Here is a 17,199-nt window from a genome sequence, read left to right as displayed (position 1 = left end):
GCGCCCTGCGGCGCTTACTGGATGACCAGCTCGGCTTGCAGGGCGCCGGCTGTCTTGATCGCCTGAAGGACCGAGATGATGTCCGTCGGCCTCATTCCCATACGGTTCAGACCTTGCACGAGGGTGTCGAGATCGGGGCCCCGCACCACGCTGAGGTAGCCGCCATCCTGCTCGACCTGGACCTCGGTATTGGGCACCACCACCGTCTCGCCATAGGAGAACGGCGCGGGCTGGGAGACCTGCGGCGTCTCGGTGACCCGCACGGTGAGATTGCCCTGCGTGACCGCGACGGTGGAGATCTTGACGTTGCGCCCGATCACCACCGTGCCGGAGCGCTGGTCGATGACCACGCGGGCAGGCGCGTCGGTCTGCACCGCGAGATCGCCGACCATGGCGAGGAAGCGGGCGGCGCTGATGCGCGGGGGCCGCAGCACGACAATGGAGCGCTGGTCGCGCGCCAGCGCCGTCGGGCGCACCGGGCCGCCGATCTTGCCATTGTCGGTGACATTGTTGCCGAAGCGGGCATTGATGGCGTCGGCCACCCGGGCGGCGGTGGCGAAGTCGGGGTTGTTCAGCTCCAGCACGAATTGCGGCAGCTCCGCCAGCTCCCCCGGCGCCGGCTTTTCCACCAGCGCCCCATTGGGGATGCGCGCGGCGGTGGGCACGCCCTGGGTCACGCTCTCGGCCTCGCCGGCGGCGACATAGCCGGTAACGGCGAGCTGGCCCTGCGCCACGGCGTAGGTCTGGCCGTCGGCGCTGTTCAGCGGGGTGATGAGCAGCGTGCCGCCCTTGAGCGAGGTAGCGTCGCCGAGCGAGGCGACATTGACATCGATGCGCCCGCCGACCCCGGCGAAGGAGGGCAGATTTGCGGTCACCGCCACCGCCGCGACGTTGCGCGAGCGCAGCGGCACGCCGCGCGTGCTGATGCCCAGCCGGTCGAGCATGGACTGCATCGCCTGCTCGGTGAAGGGCGAGTTGCGCAGCGTGTCGCCCGTGCCCTGCAACCCGATGACGAGGCCGTAGCCGATCAGCTGGTTGTCGCGCACGCCCTGCACGCTGGTAATGTCCTTGATGCGGGTCGCCGCCCCGGCCGCCGGGGCGAAGGCGAGCAGCAGCAGCAGCGCGCACAGGCCGCGCCCGCACCTCAGGCGCCGTGTCCAGCCGATCATGGCGCGGTCACCTTGACCGAGCCGTCGGCCTGGACGATGCCGGCGACGACCTTGCCGCTGTCGGCGTTCTTCAGCTTCACGATGGCACCGAGCGCGCCGGATTCGAGCGGCACGCCGATCGCGCGGATGCTGAGCCCGTCCTGCTCGAAGCGCAGTTCGGTGGCGACGCCGCGCGTCACCAGCTGAGCCTCCGCGACGGCGGCGACGGGAATGGCGTTGCCGGCCGCCAGCGGGCGGCGCGCCACCTTGCCGACCAGCTGGCCCGGAGTGACCGCCAGCGGGTACTGGTGCGCCATCGAAACCGGGAAGGCGCGCTCGCCGAGCATGGCGGCGGTGATGGTCTCGCCCGGCGCGATATTGGTCGCGGCGACCGGCAGGCTGATCTGCTCCGGCGCGGCGACGGCTGCCGGCGCGGGCGAAACTGGGGCCGGCGCGGGTGGCGCGTCGAGGCCGGACACCGTGTCGGCGATCGGCCGCTGGCGCGCAGTGGCCGGAGCCTGCGCCAGGGCCTGCTCCAAGGCCGGCAGCGTGGCCGACAGAACGGCGCAGGAAAGGGCGAGGGCGCGCACGCCCCCCGGCAGCAGCCGATTCATCGCGGATGTCCTTGTTTAGCGGATGCCCTTGGCAACCGTCGCCGCCATCTCGTCGGCGGCCTGGATCACCTTGGAGTTCATCTCATAGGCGCGCTGCGCGGTGATGAGCTCGGTGATTTCCTTCACCGGATCGACATTCGAGCCTTCGAGATAGCCCTGGTGGATCTTGCCGAAGCCGGCATCGCCGGCGACGCCGGTGACCGGCTGGCCCGAGGCGGCGGTCTCGCGGTAGAGATTGTTGCCGATCGGCTCCAGCCCGCCATCATTGGCGAAATTGGCGAGGCTGAGCTGGCCGAGAAGCTGCGGGTCCGCCTGCGCCGGGGTCTTGGCGTAGATGTTGCCGGTCTCGTTGATGACGATCTCGGTAGTGTCGGCGGGAAAGGTGATGGCCGGCTGCACGACATAGCCGTCATTGGTCACCAGTTCGCCGGCCGGTCCCTTGCTGAAGGAGCCGGCGCGCGTATAGAGCGTCTCGCCGGTCGGGCCGGTGATCTGGAACCAGCCGCGCCCGTTGATCGCCATGTCCAGCGGGTTGCCGGTCTGGGCGAGCGGCCCCTGCTGGTGCAGGTTGCGTACCCCGAGCGTGCGCACACCGAGGCCGATGAGCGCCCCCTCCGGGATCGGCAGGCCGCCTTCCGCATTGGGCACGCCCTGGGCGCGCTCGGCCTGGTAGAGCAGGTCGGAGAATTCGGCGCGGGCGCGCTTGAAGCCGGTCGTGTTGATGTTCGCGATGTTGTTCGCGATCACCTCGACATTGGTCTGCTGCGCGCTCATGCCGGTGGCGGCGATGGCCAGTGCTTTCATGTCGGCGTCCTCGGGGCAGCCGCGGACAGCGCGGCGACGGCGCCGCCCGCCGGGGATGCGGGAAACAGGGGGCGGAACGAGGTGTCGCGGGCGGCGCTAGATCGCCATCCGCGAGATTTCCTGATAGGCGGCGACCACCTTGTCGCGCACCGCCAGCGCGGTCTGCAGCGTGGTCTCGGCCGCCATGATGGTCTGCACCACATGCTGCACGGAGGCCTTGCCCTGCAGGCCGGTGATGGCGGCGGCTTCCGCCCCCTGCAACGAGCTGACCGCCTGGCCGGAGATGTCGGCCAGCATGTCGGAAAAGCCGGTGCCCGCCGCCGGCCGAACCGCCGAGGCGGCGGAGCTGGCCGCCGTGGAGGCGGTGCCGCCCACCCCGCGCAGGGTGGAGATCGAATTGAGCGCGTCCATCATCACCCGGCCCTCAACAAATCGATGGTCATGGAGATCATCGAGCGTGCCTGCTTCATCATCTGGAGATTGGCGGAATAGGAACGGCCGGCCTCGCGCAGGTCCGCCATCTCCATCAGCACATTCACATTGGGCAGCTTCACATTGCCGTCGGCATCGGCGGCCGGGTTGCCGGGGTCGTGCTCGATGGTGAAGGGCGTGGTGTCGTCGGTGCCGATGGCGCGAATGGCGACACCCGGCCCGGCGCTCAGGCCTTCCGGCACGCCCAAATGCACCGTCTTGCGGCGGTAGGGGTCGGCACCGGGCGTGGTGCCGGTGGAGCGGGCATTGGCGAGGTTCTCGGACACCACCCGCATGCGGGTGGACTGCGCCTCCATGCCGGAACTGGCGATGGTGGAGATGGATTTCAGGGAATCGATCATCAGGCGTTCCTCACACTGGCGAGCACCATGCGGTGGAAGGCGCGCACGACGCTCGTGTTCAAGGTAAAGGCCGCGTTGGTGTCGGCGGCTTTGACCATCTGCTGGTCGAGGCTCACCGTGTTGCCGGAGTCGGAGACTTCCCAGCTGTCCGCCGGCTTCACTTCGGCCCGCATCGCCTCGGCACCTGCCGGAGAGAGATGGCCGGCGGAGGTGCGCACCTGGGTGAGATGGGTGCGGTCCAGCACCGTCGAGAACGGCTCGACATCCGCCGCCCGGTAGGCCGGCGTATTGGCATTGGCGATGTTCGCGGCGATCGTCGCCTGCCGCACCGACGCCCATTCGGCGTGGCGGGCGGTGAGATCGAACAGGAATATCTTGTCCAAGGGGGGGCTCCGCATTTCGACCCGCGGACCGTAGGACCAGAACCTTGCACGAGGCTGGAGCGTTCAGTGCTCGCTGAGCCGGGCCGCCGCCAGCGCCGCCTCGAAGCGGCGCAGATTCTCGCTCTCCGAACCCGCCGCGGTGGCGAATTCGATGGCGTCGATATGCACGCCGACCGAGTTCTCGTCGAAGACCACATGAAAAGCCGTCGTCATCGCCGGCTGGCGGAAGCTGAGCGCGAGGGAGACATGCGGCGGCGCGCCCCAGTCGCTCTCGATCACCGCGTGGCGGTCATAGCTGAGCTGGCCCGGCTTGAGGAACAGCTCGGCCGAGGAGGCGATGAGGTCGTCGATATTACTGTCCTGGCCGCTGTTGATATAGGCCATCACCACCCCGGCATTGGTCAGGCACAGCTCGGTGAGAAAACCGCGCAGCGCCTCGGCCAGCCGTTTTTCATAGGTGAGCAGCGCCAGTTCCGGCAGGCTGGCGATGTCGAGACGGCAAGGCCCCTCATTTCCGCGCATTTTGGCCTCGCGAGTAGATGAAGAAGAGAATCTTGGCGACCGGGCGGTAGAACTCCGCCGGAATCCACTGGTCGACCTCCACCGCCTCATAGAGCGCCCGCGCCAGCGCGCGGTCCTCCACCACAGGCACGCCGGACGTTTCGGCGATGGAGCGTATCTTCAGGGCGATCAGGTCGACGCCCTTGGCCAGCACCAGCGGCGCCCCGCCCTTCACCCGGTCATAATGCAGGGCGATGGCGTAATGGGTCGGGTTGGCGATGACGAGCGAGGCCCGCGGCACCGCGCTCATCATGCGGTGGCGGGCGCGTTCCTTCGCCAGCGAGCGCATGCGCGCCTTGACGATCGGGTCACCCTCGGCCTGCTTGAACTCCTCCTTCACCTCCTGCTTGGTCATGCGCAGTTCCGCGCGCCAGCTCAGCCGCGACCAGACGAGGTCGATGCACACCAGCGCGATGGTGGCGACGCAGACGGCGGAGACCAGCCGCACCGCGAGGCCGAGCAGCATGGAGGGAACGAGCGTCGGGTCGCTCGACATGGCGCCCATGATGCTGTCCTTGGCGGAGAGCAGCAGCATGACGCAGATCGCCGCGACGGCGCCGAACTTGAACAGCGATTTCAGGAATTCGACCTGGCCGTGCCGGCCGAAAATGCGGGTGAAGCCGGAGGCCGGCGAGACGCGCGACCATTGCGGGCGAATGCGCTCGCCGACGAAGCGCGGCATGTTCTGCGCCAGCGAGGCGACGAGGCCGAAGGCGGCGAGCACCAGCGCGATCGGCAGCAGGAAGCGGGCGGCAAGGCCGAAGGCGAGCCAGAACAGCTCCAGCGCGTCCTCGCTGCCGGCGATGCGGAAGCCGCCGGGATTGTCGATCAGCCGCGCCATTCCCTCGGTCAGCAGCGTGACCTGCGGACCGGCGAAGAAGGAGAGGCTGACGAGAATGCCGAGCAGCGAGGCGAAGAGCGGGGCTTCGCGCGAAAACGGAACCTGTCCCTTTTCCAGCGCGTCGGAGATCTTCTTCTCGCTCGCCTCCTCGGTTTTGCTCTCCTTGTCATTATCCTCGGACATGGCGGCCCCCGGGGTGGCCTGACCTAGCGCACATAGGCTTCGTCCTCGCCGCCGGCGTTGAGCTCGATCTCGCCGCGCCCGGCCATTTCCAGCGCCATGTCGGTGATGGCGCGGCGGGCCTCGTGCACGTCGCGGTGCGAGGCCGGCTCGCTGCTCGTGAGTTCCTGCTCGACCATGCGCCGCACGCGCGAGCCGAGCGACTGCAGGATGATCTCGCGGAACTGCGGGTCCGTGCCCTTCAGCGCCATCACCGTGCGGTCGTTCGGCACCTGGTCGAACAGCGCCGTGCGGGCGCGCGGCGGCAGCGAGATGATGTCGTCGAAGGTGAACAGCAGCCCCTTGAGGATTTCCGCCGATTTCGGCCGCGTGCTCGCAAGGCTGGAGAGGACGTTCTCCATATCGTCGCGCTCCATCTTGTTGATGATGTCGGCGATGCGCGCATGGGTGTCGGCGCCCGCATTGCGGGCGAGGTTCACCATGAAGTCTTCATGGATGGTGTTCTCGATGATCCGCATCGTCTCGTCGACGATCGGCTTGAAGCCGAGCATGCGGCGCATCACGGCGTTGCGCATCGCCTCGGGCAGATGGCCGAGCACCTTGGCGGCGCAGGACGGCTTGACCTTGGACAGGATCAGCGCCGCGATCTGCGGGTGTTCCTTGATCACATAGGCGGCGATCGTACCTTCGGCGACCCCGGAAATGCGGTCCCAGATACTGTGATTGGTCGAGCCGAGAATGTCGGTCATGATCGCGGAGATCTGCTCGGGGGGCAGAACCCCGTCGAGCAGCCGCTCCACATCGCTGGGCGAGCCGACCACATTTGCGCCGGCGACGAACTGGGTGGCGAATTCCTCGATGGCGAGTTCGACCTGCGCGGTCGAGACCGGGCGCATCTCCGCGATGGCGCGGGTGATCGCCTTGATCTCCTCGGGCTGGAAGTGCTTCATCAGCCGCGCCGCCACCGGCCGGCCCATGGTCATGAGCAGGGCGGCGACGCGGTCGGAACCCTGTAGCGGGCGGGCCACCCGGGTGACGGCGGACATGCGCGCTCAACCGTCTCAGCGCGAGAGATCGCCACCGGACGCGCCGACGATCTCGGTCAGCGACACGCCGAAGCGGGAATTGTCCTCGTCCACCACCACGACTTCGCCGCGGGCGATGATGCGGCCATTGACGACGATGTCGACCGGCTCGCCGACGCGGCGGTCGAGCGGCACGATGGCGCCACGGCCGAGCTTCATCAGCTGCGCCACCGGCAGGTGCGCCGAGCCCAGCACCACCTGCAGCGTGACCGGCACGCGCAGCAGCGATTCGAGGCCACGGCCGCCGAAGCTTTCCTCAACCGTGCCGCTGGCCGACAGCACTTCCGGGGCGAAGGTTTCGTGGCTCATCCGCGCGGGTCCTTGTTAACGGAGGTGGGGAGAACGGCGGCAGCCTCGGCGCGGGCGCGGTCCAGCCGGGCGACCAGCGCCTCCGCCTCGCCGATGCGCGTGCACAGCGCCGAAATCAGCTCGCGGCTGTCATTGTTGAGCAGGGCGACGGCATCGCGCGCCTCGCCCAGCGCCGCGGCGCTGTCATGCAGCGCCAGCCGGTAGTGGCGCCCGACCGTCGAGAGCTCATTGAGCTTGCGATACATCAGCACGACGCAACCGCTCGTCACCACGAGCGCCACGAACAGCACCGCCTCAGCGGGGGAGAATGTCATCGATGAACTCCTGATCGAGGTCGACCGCCTCTTCGATACGCAGCACATAAGACCCTTCAGCTTGCCCGAGGCTGCACCAGAACAGCGGCTGCTCGACGCTCTCCAGCTTGACCCGGCTGCGCGGCGTCGCCTGCAGCGGCAGAATCTGGCCGACTTCCAGCTGCGCGGCGTCGCCGAGCGTGATCTCGCGCTCTTCCAGAACCGCGCGCAGCCGCACCTCGGTGCGCTGCACCTCGCCGCGAATGTGCTTGGTCCAGATCGGGTCGCGCGGGGAGGATTCGCCGGCGGTGGTGCTGGCGAGCTGCTGGCGCAGCGGGGTGAGCGCGCCCTGCGGGATCAGCACGAACATCTCGCCGCCGCGATTGAGCGCCTGCAGCAGGAATTTCGCGCAGATGGCGAGGTTGTTGCGCCGGCCCACCACCGCGAAATCCATGCGGGTTTCCTGGCGCTGGAACTTGAAGCTCACCTGGCTCACCAGCGCGAAGCTGCCTTGGAGCGCCTTGGCCACCTGTTCGAACAAGGCGATGGCGATGCGCAGCTCGATATTGGAGAAGGAGCGCTCGTCATCGACCGGCGGCTCGGAGCCGTCGGCGCCGAAGAGCACTTCGACCATGCTGAACACGAAGTCGCGGTCGAAGCCGACAATGACGTGGCTGTCCCATTCCGGGGAGTGGAACACGCCGACGATCGCCATGCCCTCATAGCTGTCGAGCACGTCGCCGATGCGCCCGCTCTCGACCTGGCTCAGCGAGTAATAGGCCTGCGAGGAGGCCAGCTGGCGCAGGCTCTCCGCGCACAGCGTCGCCATGCGGTCGAAGATGACATGCAGCATCGGCAGCTTGTCGAGCGAGAGCCCGGCAGCGTCGAGCAGAAGGTCGCGAATATCGGCCGGCGTGCCGGCGGAGGGAGTGGCGCGCATGTTCATGTGATCAGGCTGCCTGGGGAACGGCCGTGAGGTTCGGCACGTTGGAAATCGCCTCGGCTTCCACTTCGTCGATGCTCGGGCGCTCGGAGGAGGAGATGGTCTTGCGCCCGTGTTCGAGCGCGATCTGCGGCAGCGCCCCGTTCATGTAGGCGATGAGCGACTGCTTCACGATGATGTAGGGCTGGACCTGCTTCTCGCGCATGATCTTGATGTAATGCGCCATCGGCCCGAGGATCGCGTAGGAGGTGTAGATACCGATCAGCGTGCCGACGAGCGCCGAGGCGATGTAGTGGCCGAGGATTTCCGGCGACTGGTCAATGGCGCCCATCGCCTTGACGATGCCGAGCACCGCCGCGCAGATGCCGATGGCCGGCATGCCCTCGGCCACCGTGCTGAGCGCCCCGGCCGGCTTGGTCTTGTACTTCTTGATGGTCGAGATTTCCTGTTCCATCAGCCCCTCGATCTCGTGCGAGCGGGCATTGCCGATGACGATGAGCCGCGCGTAGTCGCAGATGAACTGCGTCAGCTCCTTGTCCTTGAGAATGTCCGGGAAGTGCTGGAACAGGGCGGAGTTGGCGGGGTCGTCGATATGACCTTCGACCTCATTGCGCGGACGGGTGCGCAATTCGCGCATCAGCGCATAGAGAAGGCCGAGCAGGCCGAGGAAATCCTTGCGCTTGGGCGCCTTGCCGGCAAAGGCCTGACCCAGCGCCTTGCCGGTGTCCTTGACGGTGGACATCGGATTGGCGATGAGGAAGGTGGCAAACGCGATCCCGAAAATAATAACATATTCAAAGGGTTGCCAAATCACTTCGAGATGGCCGCCCATCGCGACGAAGCCGCCTCCGATCGAGGCAAACCCCAGGACGATGCCAATCAGAATGAACAATGCCGACCCCTCCGTTGTTGGCTGAGGGTCTAGGCAAGCAAGATTGCGCGAGGCTGGCCCTGCCCGGCCGGACGGCGCGGAAGCCCGGCGCAAGCTTGCCGCGCCAGGGTGGCGGCCGGACCGGAGCCGGGAACCGCCATGACCACCACCTTTGCGACCTTCCAGTCGCTCACGCGCAACATGACCCGCACGCTCTCGCTGAAGGCGGCGGAGCCCTCGGTGGCGCTGGAAACCAAGTACTTCCTCGCAACCATCCCGAAGATCAAGACGGTCGACGCCTTCCTCAAGAACACCCGCGTCTTCACCTATGCGATGAACGCCTTCGGGCTCGGCGACATGGCCTATGCCAAGGGCTATATGCGCAAGGTGCTGACCGAGGGCATCGTCGACCCCAAATCCTTCGCCAACCGGCTGAATGACGAGCGCTTCACCGCCTTCGCCAAGGCGTTCGACTTCGACAATTACGGCCCGCTCACCACGACGCGCCCGGCGGCGCGGCAGGAGGTGGTCGACGCCTATGTGCGCCAGAAGCTCGAAGTCGATGCCGGGGCGGAGAATGAGGGCGTGCGGCTCGCGCTTTATTTCCAGCGCGAGGCGCCCAAGGTGAAGTCGGCCTATGGGCTGCTCGCCGATCCCGCGCTGTGGAAGGTGCTGAAGACCGTCTACGGCTTTCCCACCGCCATGGCCTCCGCCGACATCGAGAAGCAGGCCACCGCCGTCACCCAGCGCCTCAAGCTCGCCGATCTGCAGGACCCGACCAAGCTCGACCGGCTGATTCGCCGCTTCACCGCGCGCTGGGATGCCGACCAGGGCGTCGCCGCCTCGCCGACGCTGGCGCTGTTTCCGGCCAATGGCGTCGGCATGCGCACCGGCATGGCGCTGCTGAACCTCAAATATGGAGGCTGATCCATGCCGAGCCTTTACGTCCCGCTGGCGGCGCAGGTCGCCACCGAACGGCGCATGGCGACCATCGCCAACAACATCGCCAATATGAGCACCCCCGGCTTCCGCGCCGAGTCGATCAAGTTCGAGCGACTGCTCTCGACCGCCGGCGACCAGGAAGTGGCCTTCGTCTCCGAGGGCGAGACCTACACCTCGCTCGCCGCCGGACCCGTCAACTACACTGGCAACCCGCTCGACGTGGCGCCGCAGGGCGACGCCTGGTTCGCGGTGCAGACCCCGAATGGGCGGGCCTATACGCGCGACGGGCGCCTGCACATCGCCGCGACCGGCGAGTTGCTGACCGTCGACAACCTGCCGGTGCTCGATGCCGGCGGCACCGCGATGCTTGTCGACCCCGCCGGCGGCGAGATCCGCATCGGCGCCGACGGCGCGATGACCCAGGGCGCCAACCGCGTCGGCACGCTCGGCCTGTTCACCCTGCCGGCCGGTGCCAAGCTGACCCGCCAGGGCAATGCGGTGATCCCCGACCGCCCCGGCCTGCCGGTGCAGGACTTTTCCAGCCTCGGCGTGCGCCAGGGCTATGTCGAGGGCTCGAATGTCGACCCGATCCAGGAGATGACGCGGCTCATCGCCGTGCAGCGCACCTTCGAGATGGCGGCCCAGGCGGTGCAGCAGAGCGAGGACCAGACCTCGGAGACCATCCGCACGCTGGGGCCGTCCTGAGATGAACGCGCTGGCGCGGCTGGAAGCCGCGGTTCAATCCGGGCTCGACGATCTGCCCTTCGTGCGCGTCTCCGGCACGGTGCGCGAGGTCACGCCGACGCATTTCCGCGTCTCGGGCCTGTCCTCCCATCTCACCCTCGGCGCCTGCGTGTCGGTGGAGGCCAATGGCCGAAACCTGATCGGCGAGGTGGTGCGGCTCGACGAGGGCGGCGCCACGGTGAAGCCGTTCGACGAGCGGGTGCCGATCGGCCTCGGCGCGCCGGCGCACCGCGCCCGCCCCCTCGCCTTCCGCCCGCATGAGGAGTGGAAGGGCCGGGTGATCGGCGCGCTCGGCCAGCCGCTGGACGGGCTCGGCCCGCTCACCCTCGGCGACGAGGCGCGCGAATTGGAGGCCGACCCGCCGGAAGCGATGAGCCGGGCGCGCATCCACAAGCCGCTGCGCACCGGCGTGCGGGTGATCGACCTGTTCACCCCCATGGTCGAGGGCCAGCGTATCGGCATCTTCGCCGGCTCGGGCGTCGGCAAGTCCACCCTGCTCGCCATGCTGGCGCGCTGCGAGGGCTTCGACACCATCGTCGTCGCGCTGGTCGGCGAGCGCGGGCGCGAGGTGCGCGAATTCCTCGAAGGTCCGCTGGCGCCCAACCGCCACCGCTCGGTCGTGGTGGTCGCCACCAGCGACGAGAGCGCGATGATGCGCCGCCTCGCGCCGCGCGCCGGCTTCGCCGTGGCGGAATATTTCCGCGACCGTGGGGAGCAGGTGCTGCTCATCATCGACAGCGTCACGCGCTACGCCCATGCCGCGCGCGACGTGGCGCTGGCGGCCGGCGAACCGGCGGTGGCGCGCGGCTATGCGCCGAGCGTGTTCAGCACCCTGCCGCGCCTGCTGGAGCGTGCCGGGCCGGGGCCGGAGGGCAAGGGGGCGATCTCCGCCATCTTCTCGGTGCTGGTCGACGGCGACGACCATAACGACCCGGTGGCCGACGCGGTGCGCGGCACGCTGGATGGCCATATCGTGCTCGACCGCGCGATCGGCGACCAGGGCCGCTTTCCCGCCGTCAATGTCCTGCGCTCGGTCTCGCGCCTCGCCGATCTCGTGTGGAGCCCGGAGGAGCGCGACCTGATCCGCCGCCTGCGCAGCCTCATCGCCCGCTTCGAGGACACGCGCGACCTTCGGCTGATGGGCGGCTACCACCCCGGCGCCGACCCCGAGCTCGACCAAGCGGTGAAGGTGGTGCCGCGCATCTATGAGGCACTGTCGCAATATGCCGACGCACCGCCGAGCCGCGAGCCCTTCGCCGAACTCGCGCAGGCGATCCGCGGCTAGCCCAACGCGGCCGCGCCACGCCCCACGCACGCCAGTCTCGCGCAAGCCAGACAGGGTCAACTGCGGCAACGACACCGAGGAGTGATGAAATGAGCCTCTATGGCATGATGCGGACCGGTGTGTCCGGCATGGCGGCGCAGTCCAACAAGCTGGGCACCATCGGCGACAACATCGCCAATTCGGGCACCACCGGCTACAAGCGCGCGTCCACCGAATTCTCCAGCCTGCTGCTGCAGAGCGGGCCCGGCGAATATAATTCCGGCGCGGTCAACACCAGCGTGCGCTACGCGGTGAGCCAGCAGGGCGCGTTCAACTATTCCACCTCCGCGACCGATCTCGGCATCCAGGGCAACGGCTTCTTCCTGGTCTCCGATCCCAACGGCACGTCCTATCTCAGCCGCGCCGGCTCCTTCACCGTCGATGCCTCCTCCGGCAATCTGGTGAACACCGCCGGCTTCACGCTGATGGGCTACGACATCACCAATGGCGATCCCAATGTGGTGCTGAACGGCGCCGGCGGGCTGAAGCCCGTGCGCGTCGCCGATGTGCGGCTCGCCGCCAATCCCTCGCGCGACGGCGCCTTCGCCGCCAATCTGCCGGCCGCCGACACGGCGGTGACGGGCAGCACCCCGGCGGCCAACGTCGCCGGCTCGAACTATTCGCAGAAATCCTCGCTGGTGACCTTCGACAATCTCGGCAGCGAGGTCACCATCGACATCTATCTCACCAAGACCAGCGACAGCCCGATCGCCTGGGAAATGACCACGTTCGACCGCGCCGATGCGGCAGCGGGCGGTGGCTTCCCCTATGCCAGCGCCCCGCTGTCCACCCAGACGCTGGATTTCGACGCGCTCGGCAACCTCACCTCCGCCCCGACCACATCGCTGAACGTGCCGGGCGGCCAGACGCTGACGCTCGACCTCACCGGCATGACCCAGCTGGCCGACCGCTACACCCCGCTCAACGCCACGGTGGACGGCAACGCCCCGAGCTCAGTGTCGAGCGTCACCATCGACAAGGACGGTGTCGTTTCCGCCGTCGATCTCAACGGGCGCAAGTCGCCGCTCTACAAGATCCCCCTCGCCTTCGTCACCAGCCCGGACAATCTCACGCCCAAGGCGGGCAATGTGTTCGAGACGACGCGGGAATCGGGCGGGTTGCAGATCGGCTTCGCCAATGAGGGCGGGCTCGGCTCCATGGTGTCCGGCGCGACCGAGCGCTCGAATGTCGACATGGCGTCCGAGCTGACCGAGATGATCAGCGCCCAGCGCGACTATACCGCCAACTCCAAGGTGTTCCAGACCGGCTCCGAACTGCTCGACGTGCTGATGAGCCTGAAGCGGTGATACGCCGATGAGCCTGTCGCTCGCCTTCAACACCGCCCGCGCCTCGCTCGCGGCGACCTCGACGCAGATCGAGACGACGACCCGCAACATCGCCAATGCGGGTCAGCCGGGCTCCTCGCGCAAGATCGCCGTCACCACGACGGAAGCGACCGGCGGGGCCTATGTCGTCACCGTGTCGCGGGCGAGCGACGGACCGCTCTATACGCGCATGCTCGGCGCGACCTCGAACGCGGCCGACCGGCAGGCGGTGCTGGACGGGCTCGACCGGCTGCGCACCGGCATGGGCGATGTCACCGGCGACAATTCGCCGGCGGCACGCCTTGGCGCGCTCGGCGACGCGCTCGCCCAGTTCGCCAACGCCCCGGACGATCCCGCGCTCGGCGCCCGCACCGTCACCATGGCGCAGGACCTCGCCACCACGCTCAACAGCGCGGCTGCCACCGTGCGTACCGTCCGCTCCGAGGCCGACAGCGGCATGGCGCGCTCGGTGGCGCGGGTCAACGATCTGCTCAAGCAGTTCGCCGCCGAGAACGACACGGTGGTGCGCGGCACCGGCGCCGGGCGCGATGTCAGCGATGCCATGGACCGGCGCGACACGCTGCTCGCCAGCCTCGCCGAGGAAATGGGCGTCACCGCCGTCTCGCGCGGCAATAACGACCTCGTGCTCTACACCGATGGCGGCGCCACCCTGTTCGAGACCACGCCGCGCACGGTCAGCTTCGCCACCACGCCGGTGCTCGCCGCCGGCATGGCCGGCAAGGCGGTGATGGTGGACGGCGTAAGCGTCACCGGCGCCGACGCCACCATGCCGCTGCGCTCCGGCCGGATCGCCGGCCTCGCCGAACTGCGCGACCGCACCGCCGTGACGCTGGAGACGCAGCTCGACTCCCTCGCCTTCGGCCTCACCCAGGCCTTTGCCGAGAAGGACCAGACCGGCGGCGGCGCGCCCGACGCGCCCGGCCTGTTCACCGATGGCACGGCGAACCTGCCGGCGGGCCCCACCGGCCTTGCCGCGCGCCTCACCGTCAATCCGGCGGTCGATCCCGCGCAGGGCGGCAGCCCGAGCCGGCTGCGCGACGGCGGCATCAACGGCGCGGCCTATGTGGTCAATACGGGCGGCCAGCCGAGCTTCGGCGCCCATCTGCAGGCAGGCGCCGCCGCGCTGGCCGAGGTGCGCGATTTCGACCCCGCCTCCGGCATTCCCGCGCGCTCCACCATGGCCGATTTCGCCGCCGCCTCCACCGGCTGGCTGGAAGGCCAGCGGCAGGTGGCGGCGCGGGAGACGGAAAGCGAGACCGCCCTGCTCGCCCATGCCTCCTCGGCGCTGTCCAACGCCACCGGCATCAATATGGACGACGAATATGCCCGGCAGCTCGACCTCGAACGCAGCTACCAGGCCTCGTCCAAGCTCATTGCCGTGGTCAGCAGCCTCTATGACGCGCTCTTCCAGGCTCTGAGGTAAGCGATGCATTCCAGCTTCATCTCCACCCTCACACTCAACAGCGCCCCGCGCGCCGCCCTGCCCCGGCTGCAGAGCGAGCTCGCCAAGGCGAGCCAGGAACTCACCACTGGCCGGCGGGCCGATATCGGCCGCGATCTCGGCGTGGCGGTCGGCGAGAACCTCACCCTGCGCCGCGACCAGACCTCGCTGCAGAGCCTCATCGACGGCAACGCCTCGACCGGCGCCGTGCTCGACCGCACCCAGACCGCGCTCGACGACATTCGCGGCCAGGCCGACCGTTTCCTCAGCGCCATGGTCGGTATTTCCGACGCCAATAGCGGCGCCGGCGTGCTGGCGGCGCAGGGCCGTTCCGCCCTCGATGCCCTCACCTCGACGCTCAACCTCACCGATGGCCGGCGCTATCTCTTCGGCGGGCTCAACAGCGGCACCAAGCCGATGGCCGGTTTCGACGAGGGGCCGGAGGCGGCGATAAAAGGGGCCTTCGCCGCCCGCTTCGGGCTCGATCCCGCCAATCCGATGAAGGATCCGGCCGTGGCGCAGATCCCCGTCGCCGACCTCGCCGACTTCATCGACACCACCTTCGCCGCCTCCTTCGAGGAGCCGGGCTGGAGCGCCACCTGGTCGGACGCCAGCAGCGAGAACCGCCGCGCCGCCATTTCCTCCACCGCCCAGATCGAGGTCGGCGCCAGCGCCAATGAGCCAGCCATGCGCAAGCTCGCCATGGCATACACCATGATGGCGACGCTGGGAGGCGCCGGGCTCAAGGGCGACGCGCTGAACACCGTGCTCGACAAGACCCGTGGTCTCCTCGGCAGCGCCATTTCCGGCGTCACCGACATATCGACCCGGGTCGGCTCCGCCCAGAGCCGCATCGAAGCCGCCGACACCCTGATGCGTAGCGCCATCGACGCCACGGATCGCCGCCTCAACGTGCTCGAAGCCGTCGACCCCGCCGAAGCCAAGACGCGGTTCGACACCATGACCACCCAGGTCGAGATGTCGTACTCGCTGACCGCGCGAATACTTAAACTGTCCATCATGGACTACGTCTAGGACGAAAGGTCTAAAGATGTACCGCTTCTCCTATGCCGAGATACTCGGCGATTCCGCTGCCGAAGCCCGGGACGAGGAACGCATCGCGCTCGACCGCGCCATCGACATGCTGACGCGCGCCCAGGCCAACGGCCCGTCCTCGCCGGAGGCCGCCGAGGCGGTGCTCTATCTCCAGAAGCTCTGGGGCTTCCTCATCCGCGACCTCAGCGATCCGCATAATGAGCTGGCCGAGCAACTGCGCGGCAACCTGATCTCCATCGGCCTGTGGGTGATCAAGGAGGCGGACCAGATCGTTCAGGAGCGCTCCTCCAATTTCGCCGCCCTCATCGAGGTCAACCGTTCCATCCGCGACGGGCTGATGTGAGGCGCGGCGATGCAGATTTCCCTCAAGCCCGGTGAACGCCTGTTCCTCAACGGCGCCGTCATCCGCGTCGACCGCCGGGTGACCGTCGAGCTGATGAATGACGTGGCCTTCCTGCTGGAAAGCCATGTGCTCCAGGTCGAGGACACCACCACGCCGCTGCGCCAGCTCTATTTCGTGGTGCAGATGATGCTGATCGAGCCGCACCGCATGAACCAGGCGCAGCGCCTGTTCCGCGAGCAGCTCGCCGCGCTCGTCGTCTCCTTCCGCACCGAGTCGATGGTCGCCGCGCTGACCCAGATCGGCGATCTCGTCGATACCGGCCGCTATTTCGACGCGCTGCGCTCCATCCGCCGCCTGTTCCTGGTCGAGGAGACCATCCTCGGCTGCGACGCGCCCCGGGCCGCCTAGGGCTTTTTCCGCGCCGCGCCACCGCCGCCGGATTTTCCGCGCGGCCCCAAGGGAGTTCCGCCATGACCAGCATCAACGCCCTCGGTGGCAGCACCAGCGCGGCCGCGCCGGCCAAGTCGGGTGGCAGCACGCTCGATTACAGCGCCTTCCTGCAGCTGCTCGTCGCCCAGATGAAGACGCAGGACCCGACCAAGCCGATGGACAGCGCCCAGTATCTGGGCCAGCTCGCCTCCTTCTCGCAGGTGGAACAGAGCGTCTCGGCCAATGCCAAGCTCGACCGGCTGCTCACCTCCTCCGCGCTGCAGATCGCCGATGCCGCCGTCGGGCGCACCGTCACCAGCGCCGATGGCAGCGTGACCGGGCAGGTGGCCTCGGTGCGCATCACCTCGGAAGCGCCGGTCGCCACCCTCACCGACGGGCGGGAGATCACCCTCGGTTCCGGCATCCGGATCGCCTGAGCGATGAACGAGGCCGACGCTCTCGATATCGTCCAGTCCGCCATCTGGACCATCATCATCGCGTCCGGCCCCGCGGTCGCGGCGGCGATGCTGGTCGGCATCGGCGTCGCCTTGTTCCAGGCGCTGACGCAGGTGCAGGAAGTCACCCTCACCTTCATCCCGAAGATCATCGCGGTGCTCGTCGTCACCGCCCTCACCGCCACCTTCGTCGGCCAGCAGATCCTCGCCTTCACGCAGGAGGTCTATGGCCGCATCGGCACCGGATTCTGATG

At 68.2% G+C, this 17,199-nt stretch carries 23 protein-coding genes; 10 read left to right on the top strand and 13 right to left on the bottom strand.

Features of this window, described 5'->3' with window-relative positions:
• Positions 1-14: 14 nt before the first annotated feature.
• The 13 genes from K9D25_RS08630 to motA form a co-directional block, all read right to left on the bottom strand.
• Complete coding sequence (locus K9D25_RS08630) at positions 15-1,169, bottom strand: flagellar basal body P-ring protein FlgI (RefSeq protein ID WP_244450443.1); 1,155 nt, start codon at positions 1,167-1,169, stop codon at positions 15-17.
• Positions 1,166-1,762 (bottom strand): flagellar basal body P-ring formation chaperone FlgA, encoded by a 597-nt coding sequence (gene flgA / locus K9D25_RS08625; protein ID WP_244450442.1) that lies wholly within the window; start codon positions 1,760-1,762, stop codon positions 1,166-1,168. The genes K9D25_RS08630 and flgA overlap by 4 nt, the downstream gene beginning before the upstream one ends.
• 15 nt (positions 1,763-1,777) lie before the next feature.
• Entirely contained in the window at positions 1,778-2,566 is a 789-nt protein-coding gene (flgG, locus tag K9D25_RS08620; RefSeq protein ID WP_244450441.1) for a flagellar basal-body rod protein FlgG, read from the bottom strand.
• Positions 2,567-2,662: 96 nt separating this feature from the next.
• Positions 2,663-2,980: a flagellar hook-basal body complex protein FliE gene (locus K9D25_RS08615; protein WP_244450440.1), complete on the bottom strand. Its 318-nt coding sequence runs from the start codon at positions 2,978-2,980 to the stop codon at positions 2,663-2,665.
• Positions 2,980-3,399 (bottom strand): flagellar basal body rod protein FlgC, encoded by a 420-nt coding sequence (flgC, locus tag K9D25_RS08610; protein ID WP_244450439.1) that lies wholly within the window; start codon positions 3,397-3,399, stop codon positions 2,980-2,982. The genes K9D25_RS08615 and flgC overlap by 1 nt, the downstream gene beginning before the upstream one ends.
• A complete protein-coding gene (flgB, locus tag K9D25_RS08605) occupies positions 3,399-3,782 on the bottom strand; it encodes a flagellar basal body rod protein FlgB (protein ID WP_244450438.1) in 384 nt (127 codons plus the stop codon). The genes flgC and flgB overlap by 1 nt, the downstream gene beginning before the upstream one ends.
• Before the next feature lie 63 nt (positions 3,783-3,845).
• A complete protein-coding gene (locus K9D25_RS08600) occupies positions 3,846-4,304 on the bottom strand; it encodes a hypothetical protein (protein ID WP_244450437.1) in 459 nt (152 codons plus the stop codon).
• The gene (locus K9D25_RS08595; protein ID WP_244450436.1) at positions 4,291-5,367 is read right to left on the bottom strand and encodes an EscU/YscU/HrcU family type III secretion system export apparatus switch protein; all 1,077 of its coding nucleotides are present in this window, start codon (positions 5,365-5,367) and stop codon (positions 4,291-4,293) included. Before K9D25_RS08595 ends, K9D25_RS08600 begins: the two co-directional genes overlap by 14 nt.
• A gap of 23 nt (positions 5,368-5,390) precedes the next feature.
• On the bottom strand, positions 5,391-6,410 hold the full coding sequence (locus K9D25_RS08590) for a flagellar motor switch protein FliG (protein WP_244450435.1): 1,020 nt from the start codon (positions 6,408-6,410) through the stop codon (positions 5,391-5,393).
• A 15-nt stretch (positions 6,411-6,425) separates the two neighbouring features.
• Positions 6,426-6,758: a flagellar motor switch protein FliN gene (fliN, locus tag K9D25_RS08585; RefSeq protein WP_244450434.1), complete on the bottom strand. Its 333-nt coding sequence runs from the start codon at positions 6,756-6,758 to the stop codon at positions 6,426-6,428.
• Complete coding sequence (locus tag K9D25_RS08580) at positions 6,755-7,072, bottom strand: hypothetical protein (protein ID WP_244450433.1); 318 nt, start codon at positions 7,070-7,072, stop codon at positions 6,755-6,757. The genes fliN and K9D25_RS08580 overlap by 4 nt, the downstream gene beginning before the upstream one ends.
• Positions 7,053-7,997 carry a flagellar motor switch protein FliM gene (locus K9D25_RS08575; RefSeq protein ID WP_307021844.1) on the bottom strand — a complete coding sequence of 315 codons (945 nt, stop codon included), beginning with the start codon at positions 7,995-7,997 and terminating at the stop codon, positions 7,053-7,055. The genes K9D25_RS08580 and K9D25_RS08575 overlap by 20 nt, the downstream gene beginning before the upstream one ends.
• 4 nt (positions 7,998-8,001) lie before the next feature.
• Positions 8,002-8,886, bottom strand: a complete 885-nt coding sequence (motA, locus tag K9D25_RS08570) for a flagellar motor stator protein MotA (protein WP_244450431.1) — start codon at positions 8,884-8,886, stop codon at positions 8,002-8,004.
• Positions 8,887-9,024: 138 nt separating this feature from the next.
• Here motA and K9D25_RS08565 point away from each other — a divergent pair, with 138 nt between their 5' ends.
• The 10 genes from K9D25_RS08565 to fliQ all read left to right on the top strand — a co-directional run bounded on the left by K9D25_RS08565 (position 9,025) and on the right by fliQ (position 17,197).
• Entirely contained in the window at positions 9,025-9,792 is a 768-nt protein-coding gene (locus K9D25_RS08565) for a DUF1217 domain-containing protein (RefSeq protein WP_244450430.1), read from the top strand.
• Between the two features lie 3 nt (positions 9,793-9,795).
• Positions 9,796-10,512 carry a flagellar basal-body rod protein FlgF gene (flgF, locus tag K9D25_RS08560; protein WP_244450429.1) on the top strand — a complete coding sequence of 239 codons (717 nt, stop codon included), beginning with the start codon at positions 9,796-9,798 and terminating at the stop codon, positions 10,510-10,512.
• A gap of 1 nt (position 10,513) precedes the next feature.
• Positions 10,514-11,836 (top strand): flagellar protein export ATPase FliI, encoded by a 1,323-nt coding sequence (gene fliI, locus K9D25_RS08555; RefSeq protein ID WP_244450428.1) that lies wholly within the window; start codon positions 10,514-10,516, stop codon positions 11,834-11,836.
• Positions 11,837-11,925: 89 nt separating this feature from the next.
• On the top strand, positions 11,926-13,182 hold the full coding sequence (locus K9D25_RS08550) for a flagellar hook protein FlgE (RefSeq protein WP_244450427.1): 1,257 nt from the start codon (positions 11,926-11,928) through the stop codon (positions 13,180-13,182).
• Between the two features lie 7 nt (positions 13,183-13,189).
• The gene (gene flgK / locus K9D25_RS08545; protein WP_244450426.1) at positions 13,190-14,644 is read left to right on the top strand and encodes a flagellar hook-associated protein FlgK; all 1,455 of its coding nucleotides are present in this window, start codon (positions 13,190-13,192) and stop codon (positions 14,642-14,644) included.
• A gap of 3 nt (positions 14,645-14,647) precedes the next feature.
• On the top strand, positions 14,648-15,697 hold the full coding sequence (locus K9D25_RS08540) for a flagellar hook-associated family protein (protein ID WP_244450425.1): 1,050 nt from the start codon (positions 14,648-14,650) through the stop codon (positions 15,695-15,697).
• 16 nt (positions 15,698-15,713) lie between these two features.
• The gene (gene flaF, locus K9D25_RS08535; RefSeq protein WP_244450424.1) at positions 15,714-16,061 is read left to right on the top strand and encodes a flagellar biosynthesis regulator FlaF; all 348 of its coding nucleotides are present in this window, start codon (positions 15,714-15,716) and stop codon (positions 16,059-16,061) included.
• A 9-nt stretch (positions 16,062-16,070) separates the two neighbouring features.
• Complete coding sequence (gene flbT, locus K9D25_RS08530) at positions 16,071-16,469, top strand: flagellar biosynthesis repressor FlbT (protein ID WP_244450423.1); 399 nt, start codon at positions 16,071-16,073, stop codon at positions 16,467-16,469.
• A 62-nt stretch (positions 16,470-16,531) separates the two neighbouring features.
• The gene (gene flgD / locus K9D25_RS08525; RefSeq protein ID WP_244450422.1) at positions 16,532-16,927 is read left to right on the top strand and encodes a flagellar hook assembly protein FlgD; all 396 of its coding nucleotides are present in this window, start codon (positions 16,532-16,534) and stop codon (positions 16,925-16,927) included.
• 3 nt (positions 16,928-16,930) lie between these two features.
• Entirely contained in the window at positions 16,931-17,197 is a 267-nt protein-coding gene (fliQ, locus tag K9D25_RS08520) for a flagellar biosynthesis protein FliQ (RefSeq protein ID WP_244450421.1), read from the top strand.
• The last annotated feature ends 2 nt before the right edge of the window (positions 17,198-17,199 follow it).

Origin of the sequence: Ancylobacter polymorphus (assembly GCF_022836935.1) — a bacterium.
Classification (GTDB): Bacteria; Pseudomonadota; Alphaproteobacteria; order Rhizobiales; family Xanthobacteraceae; genus Ancylobacter; species Ancylobacter polymorphus_A.
This window is presented reverse-complemented; position numbering and strand designations above follow the sequence as displayed.

Bases quoted from the DNA above. Each gene is read 5' to 3' on its own strand.
- K9D25_RS08575 (WP_307021844.1), bottom strand. From the start codon at position 7,997: ATGAACATGCGCGCCACTCCCTCCGCCGGCACGCCGGCCGATATTCGC.
- K9D25_RS08550 (WP_244450427.1), top strand. From the start codon at position 11,926: ATGAGCCTCTATGGCATGATGCGGACCGGTGTGTCCGGCATGGCGGCG.
- flaF (WP_244450424.1), top strand. From the start codon at position 15,714: ATGTACCGCTTCTCCTATGCCGAGATACTCGGCGATTCCGCTGCCGAA.
- flgA (WP_244450442.1), bottom strand. From the start codon at position 1,762: ATGAATCGGCTGCTGCCGGGGGGCGTGCGCGCCCTCGCCCTTTCCTGC.
- flgG (WP_244450441.1), bottom strand. From the start codon at position 2,566: ATGAAAGCACTGGCCATCGCCGCCACCGGCATGAGCGCGCAGCAGACC.
- K9D25_RS08630 (WP_244450443.1), bottom strand. From the start codon at position 1,169: ATGATCGGCTGGACACGGCGCCTGAGGTGCGGGCGCGGCCTGTGCGCG.
- flgC (WP_244450439.1), bottom strand. From the start codon at position 3,399: ATGATCGATTCCCTGAAATCCATCTCCACCATCGCCAGTTCCGGCATG.
- fliI (WP_244450428.1), top strand. From the start codon at position 10,514: ATGAACGCGCTGGCGCGGCTGGAAGCCGCGGTTCAATCCGGGCTCGAC.
- flgD (WP_244450422.1), top strand. From the start codon at position 16,532: ATGACCAGCATCAACGCCCTCGGTGGCAGCACCAGCGCGGCCGCGCCG.
- K9D25_RS08615 (WP_244450440.1), bottom strand. From the start codon at position 2,980: ATGATGGACGCGCTCAATTCGATCTCCACCCTGCGCGGGGTGGGCGGC.
- K9D25_RS08565 (WP_244450430.1), top strand. From the start codon at position 9,025: ATGACCACCACCTTTGCGACCTTCCAGTCGCTCACGCGCAACATGACC.
- K9D25_RS08580 (WP_244450433.1), bottom strand. From the start codon at position 7,072: ATGACATTCTCCCCCGCTGAGGCGGTGCTGTTCGTGGCGCTCGTGGTG.
- K9D25_RS08595 (WP_244450436.1), bottom strand. From the start codon at position 5,367: ATGTCCGAGGATAATGACAAGGAGAGCAAAACCGAGGAGGCGAGCGAG.
- K9D25_RS08600 (WP_244450437.1), bottom strand. From the start codon at position 4,304: ATGCGCGGAAATGAGGGGCCTTGCCGTCTCGACATCGCCAGCCTGCCG.
- K9D25_RS08540 (WP_244450425.1), top strand. From the start codon at position 14,648: ATGCATTCCAGCTTCATCTCCACCCTCACACTCAACAGCGCCCCGCGC.
- flbT (WP_244450423.1), top strand. From the start codon at position 16,071: ATGCAGATTTCCCTCAAGCCCGGTGAACGCCTGTTCCTCAACGGCGCC.
- K9D25_RS08590 (WP_244450435.1), bottom strand. From the start codon at position 6,410: ATGTCCGCCGTCACCCGGGTGGCCCGCCCGCTACAGGGTTCCGACCGC.
- fliQ (WP_244450421.1), top strand. From the start codon at position 16,931: ATGAACGAGGCCGACGCTCTCGATATCGTCCAGTCCGCCATCTGGACC.
- flgK (WP_244450426.1), top strand. From the start codon at position 13,190: ATGAGCCTGTCGCTCGCCTTCAACACCGCCCGCGCCTCGCTCGCGGCG.
- flgF (WP_244450429.1), top strand. From the start codon at position 9,796: ATGCCGAGCCTTTACGTCCCGCTGGCGGCGCAGGTCGCCACCGAACGG.
- fliN (WP_244450434.1), bottom strand. From the start codon at position 6,758: ATGAGCCACGAAACCTTCGCCCCGGAAGTGCTGTCGGCCAGCGGCACG.